Origin of the sequence: Robertmurraya korlensis NBRC 107688, assembly GCF_001591645.1 — a bacterium.
Taxonomy (GTDB): domain Bacteria; phylum Bacillota; class Bacilli; order Bacillales; family Cytobacillaceae; genus Robertmurraya_A.
This window is the reverse complement of the sequence record NZ_BCVH01000002.1, coordinates 179,363-195,157: the sequence shown is the minus strand read 5'-3', so window position 1 is coordinate 195,157 and position 15,795 is coordinate 179,363. Positions and strand designations below refer to the sequence as shown.

Annotated in this window: 13 protein-coding genes and 1 other annotated feature; of the genes, 11 read left to right on the top strand and 2 right to left on the bottom strand. The window is 39.3% G+C overall.

Annotated elements, in window-relative coordinates; genetic code table 11:
- The first annotated feature begins 120 nt into the window (after nucleotides 1-120).
- Nucleotides 121-2,448 (top strand): endopeptidase La, encoded by a 2,328-nt coding sequence (gene lon, locus BKO01S_RS05815; protein WP_066050173.1) that lies wholly within the window; start codon nucleotides 121-123, stop codon nucleotides 2,446-2,448.
- The gene (yihA, locus tag BKO01S_RS05810) at nucleotides 2,445-3,026 is read left to right on the top strand and encodes a ribosome biogenesis GTP-binding protein YihA/YsxC (protein WP_066050167.1); all 582 of its coding nucleotides are present in this window, start codon (nucleotides 2,445-2,447) and stop codon (nucleotides 3,024-3,026) included. The genes lon and yihA overlap by 4 nt, the downstream gene beginning before the upstream one ends.
- A 48-nt stretch (nucleotides 3,027-3,074) precedes the next feature.
- On the opposite strand, the gene BKO01S_RS05805 is transcribed toward yihA, so the two are convergent.
- The gene (locus BKO01S_RS05805; protein WP_066050164.1) at nucleotides 3,075-3,560 is read right to left on the bottom strand and encodes a LiaI-LiaF-like domain-containing protein; all 486 of its coding nucleotides are present in this window, start codon (nucleotides 3,558-3,560) and stop codon (nucleotides 3,075-3,077) included.
- 249 nt (nucleotides 3,561-3,809) lie between these two features.
- Here BKO01S_RS05805 and hemA point away from each other — a divergent pair, with 249 nt between their 5' ends.
- The 8 genes from hemA (at nucleotide 3,810) to ysxE (ending at nucleotide 12,461) form a co-directional block, all read left to right on the top strand.
- Nucleotides 3,810-5,156, top strand: a complete 1,347-nt coding sequence (hemA, locus tag BKO01S_RS05800) for a glutamyl-tRNA reductase (RefSeq protein ID WP_066050160.1) — start codon at nucleotides 3,810-3,812, stop codon at nucleotides 5,154-5,156.
- 15 nt (nucleotides 5,157-5,171) lie between these two features.
- The gene (locus tag BKO01S_RS05795) at nucleotides 5,172-6,005 is read left to right on the top strand and encodes a cytochrome C assembly family protein (RefSeq protein ID WP_066050157.1); all 834 of its coding nucleotides are present in this window, start codon (nucleotides 5,172-5,174) and stop codon (nucleotides 6,003-6,005) included.
- Between the two features lie 23 nt (nucleotides 6,006-6,028).
- Complete coding sequence (gene hemC, locus BKO01S_RS05790; protein WP_066050154.1) at nucleotides 6,029-6,964, top strand: hydroxymethylbilane synthase; 936 nt, start codon at nucleotides 6,029-6,031, stop codon at nucleotides 6,962-6,964.
- Nucleotides 6,961-7,746 (top strand): uroporphyrinogen-III synthase, encoded by a 786-nt coding sequence (locus BKO01S_RS05785; protein ID WP_066050151.1) that lies wholly within the window; start codon nucleotides 6,961-6,963, stop codon nucleotides 7,744-7,746. The genes hemC and BKO01S_RS05785 overlap by 4 nt, the downstream gene beginning before the upstream one ends.
- Nucleotides 7,743-8,720 (top strand): porphobilinogen synthase, encoded by a 978-nt coding sequence (hemB, locus tag BKO01S_RS05780; RefSeq protein ID WP_066050148.1) that lies wholly within the window; start codon nucleotides 7,743-7,745, stop codon nucleotides 8,718-8,720. Before BKO01S_RS05785 ends, hemB begins: the two co-directional genes overlap by 4 nt.
- Before the next feature lie 24 nt (nucleotides 8,721-8,744).
- Nucleotides 8,745-10,031, top strand: a complete 1,287-nt coding sequence (hemL, locus tag BKO01S_RS05775) for a glutamate-1-semialdehyde 2,1-aminomutase (protein WP_066050145.1) — start codon at nucleotides 8,745-8,747, stop codon at nucleotides 10,029-10,031.
- Between the two features lie 144 nt (nucleotides 10,032-10,175).
- Nucleotides 10,176-11,339 carry a stage VI sporulation protein D gene (spoVID, locus tag BKO01S_RS05770; protein WP_066050142.1) on the top strand — a complete coding sequence of 388 codons (1,164 nt, stop codon included), beginning with the start codon at nucleotides 10,176-10,178 and terminating at the stop codon, nucleotides 11,337-11,339.
- 66 nt (nucleotides 11,340-11,405) lie between these two features.
- On the top strand, nucleotides 11,406-12,461 hold the full coding sequence (gene ysxE / locus BKO01S_RS05765) for a spore coat protein YsxE (protein WP_157077306.1): 1,056 nt from the start codon (nucleotides 11,406-11,408) through the stop codon (nucleotides 12,459-12,461).
- 8 nt (nucleotides 12,462-12,469) lie between these two features.
- Here the strand turns inward: ysxE and BKO01S_RS23835 are convergent, their stop codons facing one another.
- Nucleotides 12,470-12,661, bottom strand: a complete 192-nt coding sequence (locus BKO01S_RS23835) for a YszA family small membrane protein (RefSeq protein ID WP_501193736.1) — start codon at nucleotides 12,659-12,661, stop codon at nucleotides 12,470-12,472.
- Between the two features lie 189 nt (nucleotides 12,662-12,850).
- Nucleotides 12,851-13,085: a binding site (T-box leader), on the top strand.
- Nucleotides 13,086-13,126: 41 nt separating this feature from the next.
- On the opposite strand from BKO01S_RS23835, the gene BKO01S_RS05760 reads away from it, so the two are divergent.
- Nucleotides 13,127-15,772 carry a valine--tRNA ligase gene (locus tag BKO01S_RS05760; RefSeq protein WP_066050139.1) on the top strand — a complete coding sequence of 882 codons (2,646 nt, stop codon included), beginning with the start codon at nucleotides 13,127-13,129 and terminating at the stop codon, nucleotides 15,770-15,772.
- Nucleotides 15,773-15,795: the final 23 nt, after the last annotated feature.

Below are 15,795 nucleotides of genomic sequence, written 5' to 3'. Positions count from 1 at the left end.
AATGCTGTTCTCCATTCAGATGGGTTGCTTGTAATTAGACACTTACTAACAAATACGATAGAATTGTACAAAGAATTCCTTTCCAAAGTGAAAGAAAGATGCATTTGGAGGTGCAAGGTAATGGCGAAAAAGACAGAAATCATTGTCCCCCTCCTGCCACTTCGAGGATTACTTGTCTATCCGACAATGGTTTTACACTTAGATGTCGGAAGAGAAAAATCAGTTCAAGCTCTCGAGAAGGCAATGGTAGATGACAGTTTAATCTTTTTAACAACACAGAAGGAGGTTTCAATTGATGAACCTCTTGAAGATGACTTGTATAAGATGGGTACACTTACGAAGGTTAAACAGATGCTCAAGCTTCCAAACGGTACCATCCGAGTACTAGTTGAAGGCTTAAAGCGTGCGGAAATTGTTACGTTTTTTGATGAAGACGATCACTATTCTGTTGAAATAAGAACATATGAGGACTCAGAAGAAAAGGATGCAGAATCAGAAGCATTAATGAGAACGATGCTTGATTATTTTGAGCAATACATAAAGATGTCCAAAAAAATCTCGGCAGAAACATACTCTACCGTAACTGATATTGAAGAACCAGGTAGAATGGCCGATATTATTTCCTCGCATCTTCCTTTAAAGCTAAAGGAAAAACAGGTCATCCTAGAGACAATCGATATAAAGGAAAGAATCCAGAAGATTGTTGACATCATTCATAATGAAAAAGAAGTATTAAATCTTGAGAAGAAAATTGGCCAGAGAGTTAAAAAGTCAATGGAGCGTACACAAAAAGAATATTATTTACGCGAACAAATGAAGGCCATTCAAAAAGAGCTTGGTGATAAAGAAGGTAAGACTGGAGAAGTAAGCGAACTTACTGAAAAAATCGAACAAGCTGGTATGCCAGATCATGTGAAAGCAACTGCTATGAAGGAGCTTGAAAGGTATGAAAAAGTCCCTACAAGCTCAGCAGAAAGTGCTGTTATACGTAACTACATTGAATGGCTTTTAGCGATTCCTTGGTCTAAGGCAACTGAGGATGACCTTGATATTCACAAGGCGGAGAAAGTATTAAACAATGACCACTATGGACTCGAGAAAGTAAAGGAAAGAGTTTTAGAGTACTTAGCTGTTCAGCAAATGACCAACTCATTAAAAGGTCCTATTCTTTGTTTGGCTGGACCTCCAGGGGTTGGGAAGACAAGCTTAGCACGTTCGATTGCTACTTCATTAAATAGAAATTTTGTAAGGATTTCTCTTGGTGGGGTAAGAGATGAATCTGAAATTAGAGGCCATAGACGTACGTATGTAGGAGCTATGCCTGGTAGAATCATTCAAGGGATGAAAAAAGCAGGAACAATTAACCCTGTGTTTCTTCTTGATGAAATAGATAAGATGTCAAGCGACTTCCGTGGCGATCCTTCAGCAGCTATGCTCGAGGTACTTGATCCGGAACAAAATCATAACTTTAGTGATCACTATATAGAGGAAACATATGATTTATCTAAGGTAATGTTTATTGCTACGGCAAATAATTTGGCGACGATACCGGGTCCGCTTAGAGACCGGATGGAAATAATTACGATCGCTGGTTATACTGAGCTTGAAAAGATTCATATCGCAAAGGATCACTTGCTCCCAAAACAAACCAAGGAGCATGGTCTAGGTAAAACGCAATTACAAATTAGAGATGATGGGATTCAAAAAATCGTCCGTTATTATACAAGAGAAGCCGGTGTACGAAGTCTAGAGCGTCAGTTAGCAACTATTTGCAGAAAGACTGCTAAAATCATCGTTTCTGGTGAAAAGAAAAAAATCATTGTATCTGACAAAAATGTAGATGAATTCTTAGGAAAACCAACTTACCGTTATGGTCAAGCAGAGCTGGAGGACCAAGTAGGCGTAGCAACCGGTCTTGCCTATACAACAGTTGGTGGAGACACGCTCCAAATCGAAGTGTCATTGTCCCCTGGAAAAGGAAAGCTCATTCTGACAGGGAAGCTTGGCGATGTTATGAAGGAATCTGCTCAAGCAGCATTTAGTTATATTCGTTCAAAAGCAGAGGAGCTTGGAATCGATTCAGACTTTCATGAGAAAAATGATATTCATATCCATGTACCTGAAGGTGCGGTACCGAAGGATGGGCCTTCTGCAGGAATCACGATGGCAACTGCATTAGTGTCAGCTCTCACCGGGCGTGCCATTCGTAAGGAAGTTGGAATGACTGGTGAAATCACCCTACGCGGTCGGGTGTTACCAATCGGGGGGTTAAAGGAAAAATCCTTAAGTGCTCATCGTGCAGGTTTAACCAAAATTATTTGTCCAAAGGATAATGAAAGAGATATTGATGATATACCAGAAAGTGTTCGTGAAGATTTACAGTTTGTTCTCGTGTCACATCTTGACCAAGTGTTAGAGCATGCTTTGACAGGCGGTGCCAATAGATGAAAGTAACAAGCTCTGAAATCGTCATTAGTGCAGTAAAGCCAGATCAATACCCGGTCGAACCGATGCCTGAATTTGCCCTGGCTGGTCGCTCAAACGTTGGGAAATCGTCATTTATTAACAAAATGCTGAATCGAAAAGGACTAGCAAGAATTTCTTCCAAACCTGGTAAAACACAAACTCTTAACTTTTATATCGTAAATGAAGTCCTTCATTTTGTTGATGTACCAGGATACGGCTATGCAAAGGTTTCAAAAAAGGAACGGGAAGCATGGGGGAAAATGCTTGAAACGTATTTAACGACGAGAGAGCAGCTAAAAGCAGTATTATTAATCGTAGATTTACGTCATCCTCCAACGGCAGATGATGTCATGATGTATGATTTCTTAAAGCATTATGAAATACCATGCATCGTCATTGCTACGAAGGCAGATAAAATTTCCAAAATGAAAAGAGCACAACATTTGAGAATTACAAAAGAAACACTCGATTTACACCCACATGATACGATTATTCAGTTTTCTTCCGAAACAGGTGAAGGAAAAGATAAGGCGTGGGAAACAATTCAAAGTTATATGTAGAAAAAACCGTCAGCACAAAGTAAAGTGTCTGACGGTTTTTTATAAGGATTATTTTTTTCGAATAAAGAGTAAGTAAAACCCAATTAGTACTAATACTACTGGCCAAGATTTCCAAGCAATTGAAACGGTGCTTTCAAGAAGACCTAGCCATGCGGTGACTCGATCGTAAAAAAGCAGCAATAATGCCAATACAAGAAATAATATTCCTTGAAAGAGCCCCGACCTCACCTTTTGGTAACGTAGTAAGAAACCAAGTGCTATGATCAGGATAAATGTTCCAATCTGATTTGGCCATAATTGAAAATGGTTAATAATATGGAAATGAAGACCAAATCCTGTAAGGATCACACCTGGTAAAATAGCTTCGTAATCTTTTGCTCCGTACCCTTGTGACAAAAAGGAAATTCCAACAATGACAAGTAATGTTGGCCATGTGTAAAACTCTTGAAAAAGTGTAATGTTTGATTGCTGTAAAAAGAAATAGGCTCCAAAGCCAATAAGGATGATTCCAGGAAAGATTCGTTGATTTTTCATAAGCACCACTTCCAGAAAGGATTACTTGATAATCATTCTAATTTTTGTTACTGTACATATGGAGGCTTGTCGCATTATGACGAGCAAGCAAGGTTTACCAATAAAATATAATAGCATATTTGCATCACAGATGATTAGTTTTTGTTCACATTTTTTTCAAATATGTTCATATTTCATTTTAATCTACAAAAATGAAACATGTTATAATTACTAGCAAACATGCAAATATTCTGGGGGGTGTATTTCTGTATGCATATATTAGTGATCGGTCTTAATTATAAAACTGCCCCTGTTGAAATTCGTGAGCGTTTGACGTTTAACCCTTCGCAGTTAGGCGCGGCAATGAGCGCTCTTAAAGAAAAAAAGAGTGTGTTAGAGAATGTAATTGTCTCTACTTGTAACCGTACAGAAATCTATGCGGTTGTCGATCAACTTCACACAGGCAGATATTATATAAAAGAATTTCTTTCAGAATGGTTTTCTATTGAACAAAATGAATTTTCTCCATATTTATTTATATATGAACATGATGGCGCAATGGAGCATTTATTTAGTGTGACATGTGGTTTGAATTCAATGGTCTTGGGTGAGACACAAATCCTTGGTCAAGTTCGTACAAGCTTTTTATTAGCTCAGGAAAATGCCGCTGTTGGTACGGTATTTAACCAGCTTTTCAAACAAGCAATCACTTTAGCTAAAAAAGCACATTCAGAGACAGATATTGGTGCGAATGCGGTGTCCGTAAGTTATGCAGCGGTAGAACTTGCGAAAAAAATCTTTGGTTCTTTAAATAAAAAGCATGTGTTAATTTTGGGTGCAGGTAAGATGGGGGAACTTGCCATACAGCATCTACATGCAAATGGAGCTAGTAAAGTAACCGTTATTAATCGCACGTATGAGAAGGCTCAGAATTTAGCTGAGCGCTTTGAAGGGCAGGCAAAGACACTTGAAGAGCTTCAGTGTTCTTTAATTGATGCGGATATTCTAATAAGCTCGACCGGTGCGAAAGAATTTGTTATCACTAAGGATATGATGGCTCAAGTTGAAAAGATGCGTAAAGGAAAGCCTTTATTCATGGTCGATATTGCGGTTCCTCGTGACTTGGACCCAGCATTAGCTGAGCTTGAGAGTATCTTCTTATATGATATAGATGATTTGGAAGGTATCGTTGAGGCGAATCTTCAAGAACGAAAGCGTGCAGCGGCACAGATCATGATGATGATAGAGGAAGAAATCGTTGACTTTAAGCAATGGTTAAATTTACTCGGTGTTGTCCCTATCATTTCTGCTTTACGTCAAAAAGCCCTTACCATTCAATCTGGAACAATGGAGAGCTTAGAACGAAAGCTTCCTCATTTATCTGAACGTGATTTCAAAGTTTTAAATAAACATACAAAAAGTATTATTAACCAAATGCTAAAGGATCCAATTCTTCAAGCAAAGGAAATAGCCGCTCGAAAAGATTCAGAACAGGCGTTAGATTTATTCGTGAAAATCTTTAATATTGATGAACTTGTAAAAGAGCAACAAGTTCTGAGAGAAGCGGAGCCTGAACGAGTGGTTATAACAAATCAACAGCCTTCCTTTCAATCATAAAAAGAGGAGAAGCGAATGTTTGACTACTATATGACGAGGCTACATGAGCTGACTGTTGTCCTTTATGCTTTAAGCGTGCTCTTATATTTCATTGATTTCTTACACCATAACCGGAAGGCAAATCGTGTTGCCTTCTGGTTACTTGCATTTGTATGGTTACTACAGACAATGTTTTTATTTTTGTATATGTTAAAAACTGGACGTTTCCCGGTCCTTACCATATTTGAAGGACTCTACTTTTATGCATGGGTGTTAATTACCTTATCATTAGGCATCAATCGGTTACTACGTGTTGATTTCATTGTGTTTTTTACAAATGTATTAGGCTTTATTATTCTAGCTATTCATACGTTTGCACCAGTACAATTTCAATCTCACGTAATGGCCGAACAACTCATTTCAGAGCTTTTGTTGATTCATATAACCCTAGCCATTCTATCTTATGGAGCTTTCTCTCTTTCTTTTGTTTTTTCTTTCCTTTATTTGATTCAGTACAATTTACTTAAGAAGAAGAAGTGGGGAGCCAGACTAGTTAGAATTACAGACCTATCTAGACTTGAGCATATGTCCTATGTTTTAAATGTAATTGGGGTGCCCATGCTTATGCTAGCAGTCATATTGGGAATACAATGGGCATATATAAAAATTCCTGAGATGTTTTGGTTAGACGCAAAGGTGATCGGTTCTTTCGGTGTGCTTATTGCATACAGTATTTATTTGTACTTACGAGTTAGTAAGGAGTTATACGGAAGGTCATTGGCGCTGTGGAATATCGCCTCATTTTTAATTGTTTTAATCAATTTCTTTTTAATTGGAAACTTATCATCCTTCCACATCTGGTATAAATAAGGATACATATATAGGAGGTTTACATGCGGAAAATTATAGTTGGATCCAGACGAAGTAAGCTTGCACTTACACAAACAAACTGGGTCATAGATCAGTTAAAGAAAATAGACCCTTCGTTTGAATTTGAGGTCAAAGAGATTGTAACTAAGGGTGATAAAATCCTTGATGTCACCTTATCCAAGGTTGGCGGGAAAGGGCTGTTTGTTAAGGAAATTGAACAGGCAATGCTTGATGAGGAAATTGACATGGCGGTACATAGTATGAAAGACATGCCAGCTGTCCTGCCAGAAGGTCTTGTGATTGGATGTATTCCATTCCGTGAGGATCATCGAGATGCGTTAATCTCTAAAGATCATACCCCGATTAACGATCTAAAGCCTGGTTCTGTTGTTGGAACGAGTAGTCTGCGTCGAAGTGCCCAACTGCTTGCCATTAGACCTGACCTTGAAATCAAATGGATACGAGGCAATATTGATACACGATTAGCTAAATTAGAAACGGAAGAGTACGACGCAATTATTTTAGCAGCTGCTGGCCTTTCAAGAATGGGCTGGGCAAGCGAGGTAGTATCAGAGTTTATTGATGATGAAGTATGCATCCCTGCTGTTGGCCAAGGTGCATTATCAATAGAATGTCGAGAAAGTGACGAACAACTTCTTGAATTGCTGTCCCGTTTTACTTGTTTAAAGACAAAACAAGCAGTCACGGCAGAGCGAGCGTTTCTTCAGAAAATGGAAGGTGGCTGTCAGGTTCCGATAGCGGGCTATGCAAGGGTGGAAGATAGCGGCGAAATCTCCCTTACAGGCCTTGTGGCTACTCCAGATGGAAAGACTATCTTAAAGGAATCAGCGAGTGGACCAGACCCTGAAAAGCTGGGAGTGCAGGTAGCAGATGCGCTAATTGCTAATGGAGGAAAGACATTAATTGACGCGGTGAAAGTGGAGCTTGATCATGAATGAGTGGTGACTACTCTCTCAACGGAATGAAGGTTCTTGTTCCTAGAGGAAAAAAACATGCTAAGCCATTTTCAGATTTAGTCAAGAAATATGGGGGGATTCCAGTGGAAATCCCTCTTATTTCCTTTCGACCTGTTCCTCCTACCACCATGACCATGGAGTTAGGGAATAAGCTACATACATATGATTGGATTATTTTTACTAGCAATGTGACTGTAGAAACATTTTTTGCTTTTGATATCCTTCCGACCGTCCTCGCTAATATAAAGATTGCTGTCATTGGTGAAAAAACAGAGGAAGCCCTGATGAGAAAGGGAATCACAGTTGATTTTAAACCCAAAACATACGTGGCTGAAGCGTTTGTTGAAGAGTTTTCGCCACATATTAGTGAAGGAGTGAATGTGTTAATTCCTAAGGGCAATTTGGCTAGAGAATTTATATCGACTTCACTTGAGGAAAAGGGAGCGAAAGTAGACGAATTAGTCATATATGAAACATTTTTTCCTGACAGTAGTCGGGACGCATTAGTGAAGGCGCTAACAGAAAAACAGTTAGATATAATTAGCTTTACTAGTCCCTCAACAGTGGATCATTTTATGGCTGTTGTAAAAGAAATGAATTTGTTATCGACAATTGATCATTGCCTAATCATGTGTATTGGACCTGTTACTTTCCAACGTGCTAATGCCCTAGGTTTGCGTGTTGATGCAATGCCAAATATATATACAATTGATCATATGTTACAAAGTGTTATGAAAAAAATAGAAAAGAGGGAGAACAAATGAATCAATCATTTTCTCGTCACCGCCGTTTACGATCAACAGCAACCTTACGTACTATGGTTCGTGAAAACCATTTACATCTTGAGGATTTAGTATATCCAATCTTTGTAGCTGAAGGTGAAAATGTAAAAAAAGCTATTCAATCTATGCCAGGAGTTTTTCAATTATCGTTGGACCAATTAAGGATTGAAATGGACGAAGTGGTATCACTTGGGATTAAGTCTGTCCTTTTATTTGGTATTCCGGAGGAAAAAGATGAATGTGGTACTGGGGCTTTTCATGATCATGGAATTGTTCAAAAAGCTACTCGTGTAATTAAAGAGCAGTATTCTGATATTGTTGTGATTGCAGATACATGTTTATGTGAATATACAAGCCATGGTCACTGTGGAGTGATTGAAGATGGACAAGTATTAAATGATCCATCATTGAAATTATTAGCTGACACAGCAGTCAGCCAAGCAAAAGCAGGTGCTGATATTATTGCTCCTTCAAATATGATGGACGGATTTGTAGCAGCCATTAGAGCAGGCTTAGATGAGGCTGGCTTTGAGAATATTCCGATTATGTCTTACGCTGTTAAATATGCTTCTGCCTTCTACGGACCATTTCGTGAAGCAGCTGAAAGTACACCACAATTTGGCGATCGTAAAACGTATCAAATGGACCCAGCCAATCGAATTGAAGGGCTACGAGAAGCTGATTCAGATGTTCAGGAAGGAGCAGACTTCCTAATTGTGAAGCCTGGAATGCCATACTTGGATATCGTACGTGATATTAAGAACCATTTCCATCTTCCAGTTGTTGTCTATAATGTTAGTGGGGAGTACTCCATGGTTAAAGCTGCCGCTCAAAACGGATGGATTGATGAAAGAAATATTGTGATGGAAATGCTAACAGGTATGAAAAGAGCAGGTGCAGACCTTATTATTACTTACCATGCCAAGGATGCAGCAAAATGGTTAAAACAAAACTAATACTTGATGAAACGGGGGATACATATGCGCTCTTACTCTAAATCAATTGAAGCTTTTGCAGAGGCGAAAACACTTATGCCTGGTGGAGTGAACAGTCCTGTTCGTGCCTTTAAATCGGTAAAAATGGATCCAATTTTTATGGAGCGAGGAAAAGGCTCAAAAATTTACGACATTGATGGAAATGAATACATTGATTATGTGTTGTCATGGGGACCGCTAATCCTTGGTCATGCAAATGATCGTGTGGTTGAAGCGATTAAAAAGGTAGCAGAACTAGGGACAAGCTTCGGTGCTCCAAGTCTTATTGAAACGAAGCTTGCCAAGCTTGTTCAGGAAAGAGTTCCGTCAATAGAAATCGTTCGTATGGTTTCTTCAGGAACGGAAGCTACCATGAGTGCCTTACGTCTAGCTCGTGGATATACAGGGAGAAATAAGATTCTTAAGTTTGAAGGCTGTTACCATGGTCACGGAGATTCACTTTTAATTAAAGCAGGCTCTGGAGTGGCAACACTAGGTCTTCCGGATAGCCCAGGTGTTCCAGAAGGGGTCGCAAAGAACACAATTACCGTACCATATAATGATTTAGAAAGTGTTCGCTATGCATTTGAGCAATTTGGTGAGGATATAGCAGGTATCATAGTAGAACCAGTAGCAGGAAACATGGGTGTCGTTCTACCTCAACCGGGGTTCTTGGAAGGCCTACGAGACATTACTACGCAATATGGGTCACTTTTAATTTTTGATGAAGTAATGACCGGATTTAGAGTTGGCTATAACTGTGCACAGGGATATTTTGGGATTACTCCAGATATAACTTGTCTTGGAAAAGTTATTGGTGGTGGACTCCCTGTTGGAGCCTATGGAGGAAGAGCGGAAATCATGGAGCAAATTGCGCCAAGTGGACCAATTTATCAGGCTGGAACACTTTCTGGTAATCCTCTTGCGATGACTGCAGGGATGGAAACACTTAGCCAGCTAACACCAGAACATTATGAGGAGTTTGCACGCATGGCAGCATTACTTGAAGAAGGAATAAGAAGAGCAGCACAAAAATACGATATTCCTCATACAATCAATCGTGTAGGCTCAATGGTCGGATTTTTCTTTACAAACGAAGAGGTAACAAACTACGAACAAGCTAAAACCTCTAATCTTGACTATTTTGCTACTTATTACCAAGAAATGGCGAATCAGGGTGTTTTCTTACCACCATCTCAGTTTGAGGGAATGTTCCTATCAACTGCTCATAGTAATGAAGATATTGAAAACACAATCCTGGCAATTGACGTTGCCTTTTCAAAGCTAAAATAATTCGTAGCAAAGAGACTCGTATGGGTCTCTTTTTTTATGTAAACCAGCTATTAGATAGTACTTTTAATCATAAAAATATTCACTAGTTCATAGAGTGATAATGACATAGTGATAAACGTATAGGAAATGAAGGGAGGAGTCGCTTTGTCTCAAGGTAACGAGTCGTGCTTGCGATTTTCATTAGAAGAATCGGTGTGGTTTCAAAAGGGACAGGAAGTAGAGGAGTTAGTTTCTATTTCGCTTGATCCGAATATTACCATTCATGAAAACGAACAATATGTCACCATTCAAGGTGCATTAGAATTAACAGGGGAATATCAACGTTACAATGATGGTTCTAACGAGGAGGAGGATTTGTTTACTGCTCCGAAGTTTGTTCATCATGTGGAGGAAAGGGAAGAGGGACTCTGTGAGTTTTCACACCGTTTTCCGGTAGATATCACCATTCCTAATAACCGTATCCAAAGCATCGATGACATCCATGTAGAAGTGGAAAGCTTTGATTATCTATTTCAAGAAAGAAGCTGTATGAAGCTTACTGCCGATTTAACGATCACTGGTCTTTATGGAGATCAGCAGCATAAGCCGGTATATGAGGAAGTTGAAGTGGAAGATGCGGAAGAAGTTCAACTGGAGGTTGCTTATCGCGAGGCCACAACTGACGAGGAAATAGAAGAGAATGTTGAAGTGTCTAACGAGCTTGAAACAAGAGAACAAGAAGATGTAACGGTTTCCGAGCAGGAATATGAACCATTCGCAGTGGAGGCGAGAAAATCCGCTGATGATGAAGAGGAAAAAGTGGTTCCTATAAACAAATCGGTCGAACTCTTTGACGCACCACAGCTTCCTGTAAACGAACCGAAGGAGCCTGAAATTACTTTTTCAGCAGCTCGAAGTGAAATAGCCCAAGAGGTACCAAAAGAAGAGGTAGTTGAGGAGACTCAGGAGGCCCCGCTTCAACCTATACTAGAAGTAGAACACCAAGAACTTCCGGAACTCCAGCCACAAGCAGAAATCCAAACGGAAGCAGAGGTTGAATCTTCCTCTTCACCTCAGCCAAAGTTTAAGAAAAAGAAATCCTCGAAAAAGGGGATGTCGTTAACTGAGTTTTTTGCACGAAAAGAGGAAACAGAAGATTTAACTAAGCTCCGTGTAGCCATTGTTCAAAGCGGAGAAACGGTGGAACAATTAGCTGCCCGTTATGAAGTACCCGTACAACAATTACTTAAGGTAAACCATCTTGAGTTAAATCAAGATATATACGAAGGGCAAGTTCTTTATATACCTATTCCTATTGCCCATAAATAGAAAAAACAACCGTTGGGCAGGTGAGAAATCCTGCCCTTGTTGTTTTTAATGGAAGGGTTGAGATCCTTGTCGAATGTGAATTTCTTACAACAGATGGAGCCAATTTTAAAATATTACGAGGTTAAGCCTCATTTTATTGAGAGATTCGGGAAAATCTACCGTGTTTATAGTGATAAAGGAGTATTTGCTTTAAAGAAGATCTCTCCTAAACATGGAACGGATTTTATCCGACATATTCAATATCTATATCAAAAAGGCTACAACCGTATTGTACCGGTTTATCCAACGGTTGATGGGCGCTATGCTGTTCTGCATAACCAGGCATTATATTACTTAATGCCATGGTTACCTAATGAGGAAAAAGAAAATCGCAATGAAAGAAATCAACAGCTTTTTCGTGAGCTAGCAAGACTCCATACCTTATCACTTCATGAAGTCAGTATTGATCCTAAAGAAAAAGAAGATCATTATAATAATCTTTCATCACTTTGGGAGAAAGAGATTGAATTTATTGAAGGATATATTGAGGCGTGTGAAGGGAAACAATATATGTCCCCTACGGAACTTCTGTTTTGCCTGTATTATAATGACATTCGTCAAGCATTAACGTATTCCCAAAACAAGCTTAAAGAATGGTTTGAACAAACAAAGGAAGAAACGAAGGCAAGAGCCGTCGTGGTTCACGGAAAAATCTCCTCCGAGCATTTTCTCTATGATGATAGAGGATACGGGTATTTTATTAATCTTGAAGGCAGTAAGGAAGGTGCAGCCATTCATGATATTTTGCCTTTTTTATCAAGACTGTTACACACTTTCCCGAAGCGTTGTGATGACTGTATAGATTGGTTATATGTATACCTGAAATACTTTCCATTAAAGGATGACGAAATGCTCTTATTATTAAGTTATTTTGCCCATCCCGGCCCCGTGTTAAGGGTAGTGGAGGAGTATTATAAATCAAAAGATAGAAATGAAATTAAGTTTGTTCAAAAGCTACAGAAGCAATATTGGTTATTAAAAAACTCGGAGTACATGGTTATGCGAATTGAGGAAATAGAAAGACAAAAAAAACAAGCCGCTGCCCAAGCAGCAGCTCAAAGTAACGAGGGAGCCCAAAGTTAATGGGCTCCCTAAATAAATTCAAAGTGAAAGGCAATAGCAAGACTAATGAGGATGGCAAGAAAAAGTACATCAAATGTTGTTGGAAGAAAGATGGTTCGAATTCCTTGAAAGATACAAAAAGGGATAACGAATTGTCTGCATACTCCTCTAACGGTCCTTAACCATGGTGGCAATGTATAAGGATTATACCTTCTTTTCACACCGATCCCTCCAAAATTCATAATGAAATATGCCATAGACGTAAAGTGAAAAAATCCTTCTTCCATTACTCTATGTATGGTTATAAAAAAATATGGGTATCCTTATTGACGTTGATGTACTTTTTTATGTAGTATATGGAGTATAAATTGAAGGTTTATATCTTTTAATCTTTACATAATTACATACAGCCATTTGCTATGAAAGGGAAGAGTAGGTTGGTTACTCGCTTTTAGAGAGGAAAACTCGTGTCTGAAAAGTTTTCTAAGCGTTCCAATTGAAGGTCGCCCTTGAGCATCTTTTACGAACAGTTTTTCTTAGTAGTGAAAGACGGGAAATCCGTTATCTAGTATAAGAGCCAATTAAGCGTTATTTGTTGATTGGAAAAAAGGTGGTACCGCGAAGCAAACTCCATTCGTCCTTTTAGACGAGTGGGGTTTTTTGTATTTACTTTAGGAGGGAACAGTATGGAAACAAATGAATTAACAATGCCAACCAAATACGATCCAAACACGATTGAACGAGGTCGTTATGAATGGTGGCTTAAGGGAAAATATTTTCAAGCACCTAATGACCAAGAGAAAGAGCCATATACAATCGTCATTCCACCACCAAATGTAACAGGAAAGCTACACTTAGGTCATGCTTGGGACACAACCTTACAGGATATTCTAACGAGAATGAAACGTATGCAGGGGTATGATGTGTTATGGTTACCAGGAATGGACCATGCGGGTATTGCCACGCAAGCAAAGGTGGAAGAAAAGCTTCGTGCGGAAGGAAAGAGCCGCTATGACCTAGGTCGTGAGGCATTTGTTGAAGAAACTTGGAAGTGGAAGGAAGAGTATGCAAGCCATATTCGTGAGCAGTGGTCTAAGTTAGGACTAGGTCTTGATTATACGAGAGAACGCTTTACGCTGGATGAAGGATTATCGAAAGCAGTGAGAGAGGTTTTTGTATCTTTATATAACAAGGGCCTTATCTATCGAGGGGAGTATATAATCAACTGGGATCCGGCAACAAAAACTGCTCTTTCCGATATTGAAGTTATTTATAAAGATGTACAAGGTGCTTTTTACCATATGAAGTATCCTTTAAGTGATGGTTCAGGGTTTATTGAAATCGCAACTACAAGACCAGAAACGATGTTAGGGGACACGGCAGTTGCTGTTCATCCTGAGGATGACAGATATAAGGACTTGATTGGGAAAACAGTGATCCTACCAATCGTTGGTCGTGAAATCCCAATCGTTGGTGACGATTACGTTGATATGGAATTTGGATCAGGTGCAGTGAAAATTACTCCGGCACATGACCCGAATGACTTTGAGATTGGAAATAGACATAATCTTGAACGTGTACTTGTAATGAACGAAGATGGTACGATGAATTCGAACGCTGGTAAGTACCAAGGAATGGATCGATTCGAATGTCGTAAGCAAATTGTTAAGGACCTTCAAGAAGACGGAGTATTGTTTAAAATTGAAGACCATATGCATTCGGTTGGCCATTCAGAAAGAAGTGGGGCGGTTGTTGAACCATATTTATCTACTCAGTGGTTTGTTAAAATGCAACCCTTAGCTGATGAGGCAATTGCTTTACAAAACAAAGAAGAAAAAGTTAATTTTGTACCTGAACGATTTGAGAACACATACCTGCGCTGGATGGAAAACATTCGTGACTGGTGTATTTCTCGCCAGCTTTGGTGGGGGCACCGCATTCCAGCTTGGTATCACAAGGAGACAGGGGAAGTATACGTCAATCAGGAACCTCCGACAGATATTGAAAACTGGGAACAGGACAAGGACGTCTTAGACACATGGTTTAGCTCTGCTCTTTGGCCATTTTCTACAATGGGTTGGCCAGATATTGAATCCGATGATTATAAACGCTACTATCCTACCGCTTGTCTTGTGACTGGTTATGATATTATCTTTTTCTGGGTATCGAGAATGATTTTCCAAGGCTTGGAGTTCACAGGAGAACGTCCATTTGAGGATGTCCTAATCCATGGACTTGTTCGAGATGCGGAAGGACGTAAAATGAGTAAGTCACTTGGAAACGGTGTTGATCCGATGGAAGTAATTGATAAGTATGGTGCAGATTCATTGCGTTATTTCCTATCAACCGGAAGCTCTCCAGGGCAGGATTTGCGTTATAGTACGGAAAAAGTAGAAGCTACTTGGAATTTTGCAAATAAGATCTGGAATGCCTCTCGTTTTGCCTTAATGAATATGGATGGATTAACGTATGATCAAATTGACTTAAGTGGTGAAAAGTCCGTAGCCGATCAATGGATTCTGACAAGACTAAATGAAACCATTGAAACGGTAACAAGACTTTCAGATCGATATGAATTTGGTGAAGTAGGACGTGTTTTATACAATTTCATTTGGGATGATTTCTGTGATTGGTATATTGAAATGGCAAAGCTTCCCCTGTACGGTGACAATGAAGCGGCTAAATTGACTACAAGATCGGTTTTAGCTTATGTCCTAGATCAAACGATGAGACTGCTTCATCCATTTATGCCGTTTATAACAGAGGAGATTTGGCAGAACCTTCCTCACAATGGAGAGTCAATTACAGTAGCTACTTGGCCTGTAGTGAATGAGGACTTAACCAATCATCAGGCTGCTTCTGATATGAAGCTATTGGTGGAAATCATTCGTTCTGTTAGAAATATCCGTGCAGAGGTAAATACTCCACTAAGCAAAAAGATTAACATGATCGTAAAAGGGAAAGACGAACAAATATCCGCTGTGTTAGAAAAGAATCGTGCCTATATTGAACGTTTCTGTAATCCTGAGGAATTAATAATCGGGACAGTAGTGAATGAGCCGGAAAAAGCGATGACGGCTGTTGTAACGGGTGCTGAAATTATCCTCCCACTAGCTGGATTACTTAACATAGAGGAAGAAATCGCTCGATTAGGAAAGGAACATGCAAAGCTTACACAAGAAGTTGAACGTGTTCAAAAGAAACTGAGCAATGAGGGCTTTGTGAAGAAGGCACCTGAAAAAGTAATTAATGAAGAGCGTGCAAAAGAAAAGGACTACGTGGAAAAACGAGCACTAGTAGAAGCACGTTTAAATGAATTAAAAGGACTATAATGAAATGAGGGACGAATCTACAA

Excerpts from the sequence above, each read along its gene's own strand:
- hemC (WP_066050154.1), top strand. The coding sequence starts at position 6,029 with ATGCGGAAAATTATAGTTGGATCCAGACGAAGTAAGCTTGCACTTACA.
- lon (WP_066050173.1), top strand. The coding sequence starts at position 121 with ATGGCGAAAAAGACAGAAATCATTGTCCCCCTCCTGCCACTTCGAGGA.
- BKO01S_RS05805 (WP_066050164.1), bottom strand. The coding sequence starts at position 3,560 with ATGAAAAATCAACGAATCTTTCCTGGAATCATCCTTATTGGCTTTGGA.
- hemL (WP_066050145.1), top strand. The coding sequence starts at position 8,745 with ATGCGCTCTTACTCTAAATCAATTGAAGCTTTTGCAGAGGCGAAAACA.
- BKO01S_RS05795 (WP_066050157.1), top strand. The coding sequence starts at position 5,172 with ATGTTTGACTACTATATGACGAGGCTACATGAGCTGACTGTTGTCCTT.
- hemA (WP_066050160.1), top strand. The coding sequence starts at position 3,810 with ATGCATATATTAGTGATCGGTCTTAATTATAAAACTGCCCCTGTTGAA.
- yihA (WP_066050167.1), top strand. The coding sequence starts at position 2,445 with ATGAAAGTAACAAGCTCTGAAATCGTCATTAGTGCAGTAAAGCCAGAT.
- BKO01S_RS05785 (WP_066050151.1), top strand. The coding sequence starts at position 6,961 with ATGAGTGGTGACTACTCTCTCAACGGAATGAAGGTTCTTGTTCCTAGA.
- hemB (WP_066050148.1), top strand. The coding sequence starts at position 7,743 with ATGAATCAATCATTTTCTCGTCACCGCCGTTTACGATCAACAGCAACC.
- BKO01S_RS05760 (WP_066050139.1), top strand. The coding sequence starts at position 13,127 with ATGGAAACAAATGAATTAACAATGCCAACCAAATACGATCCAAACACG.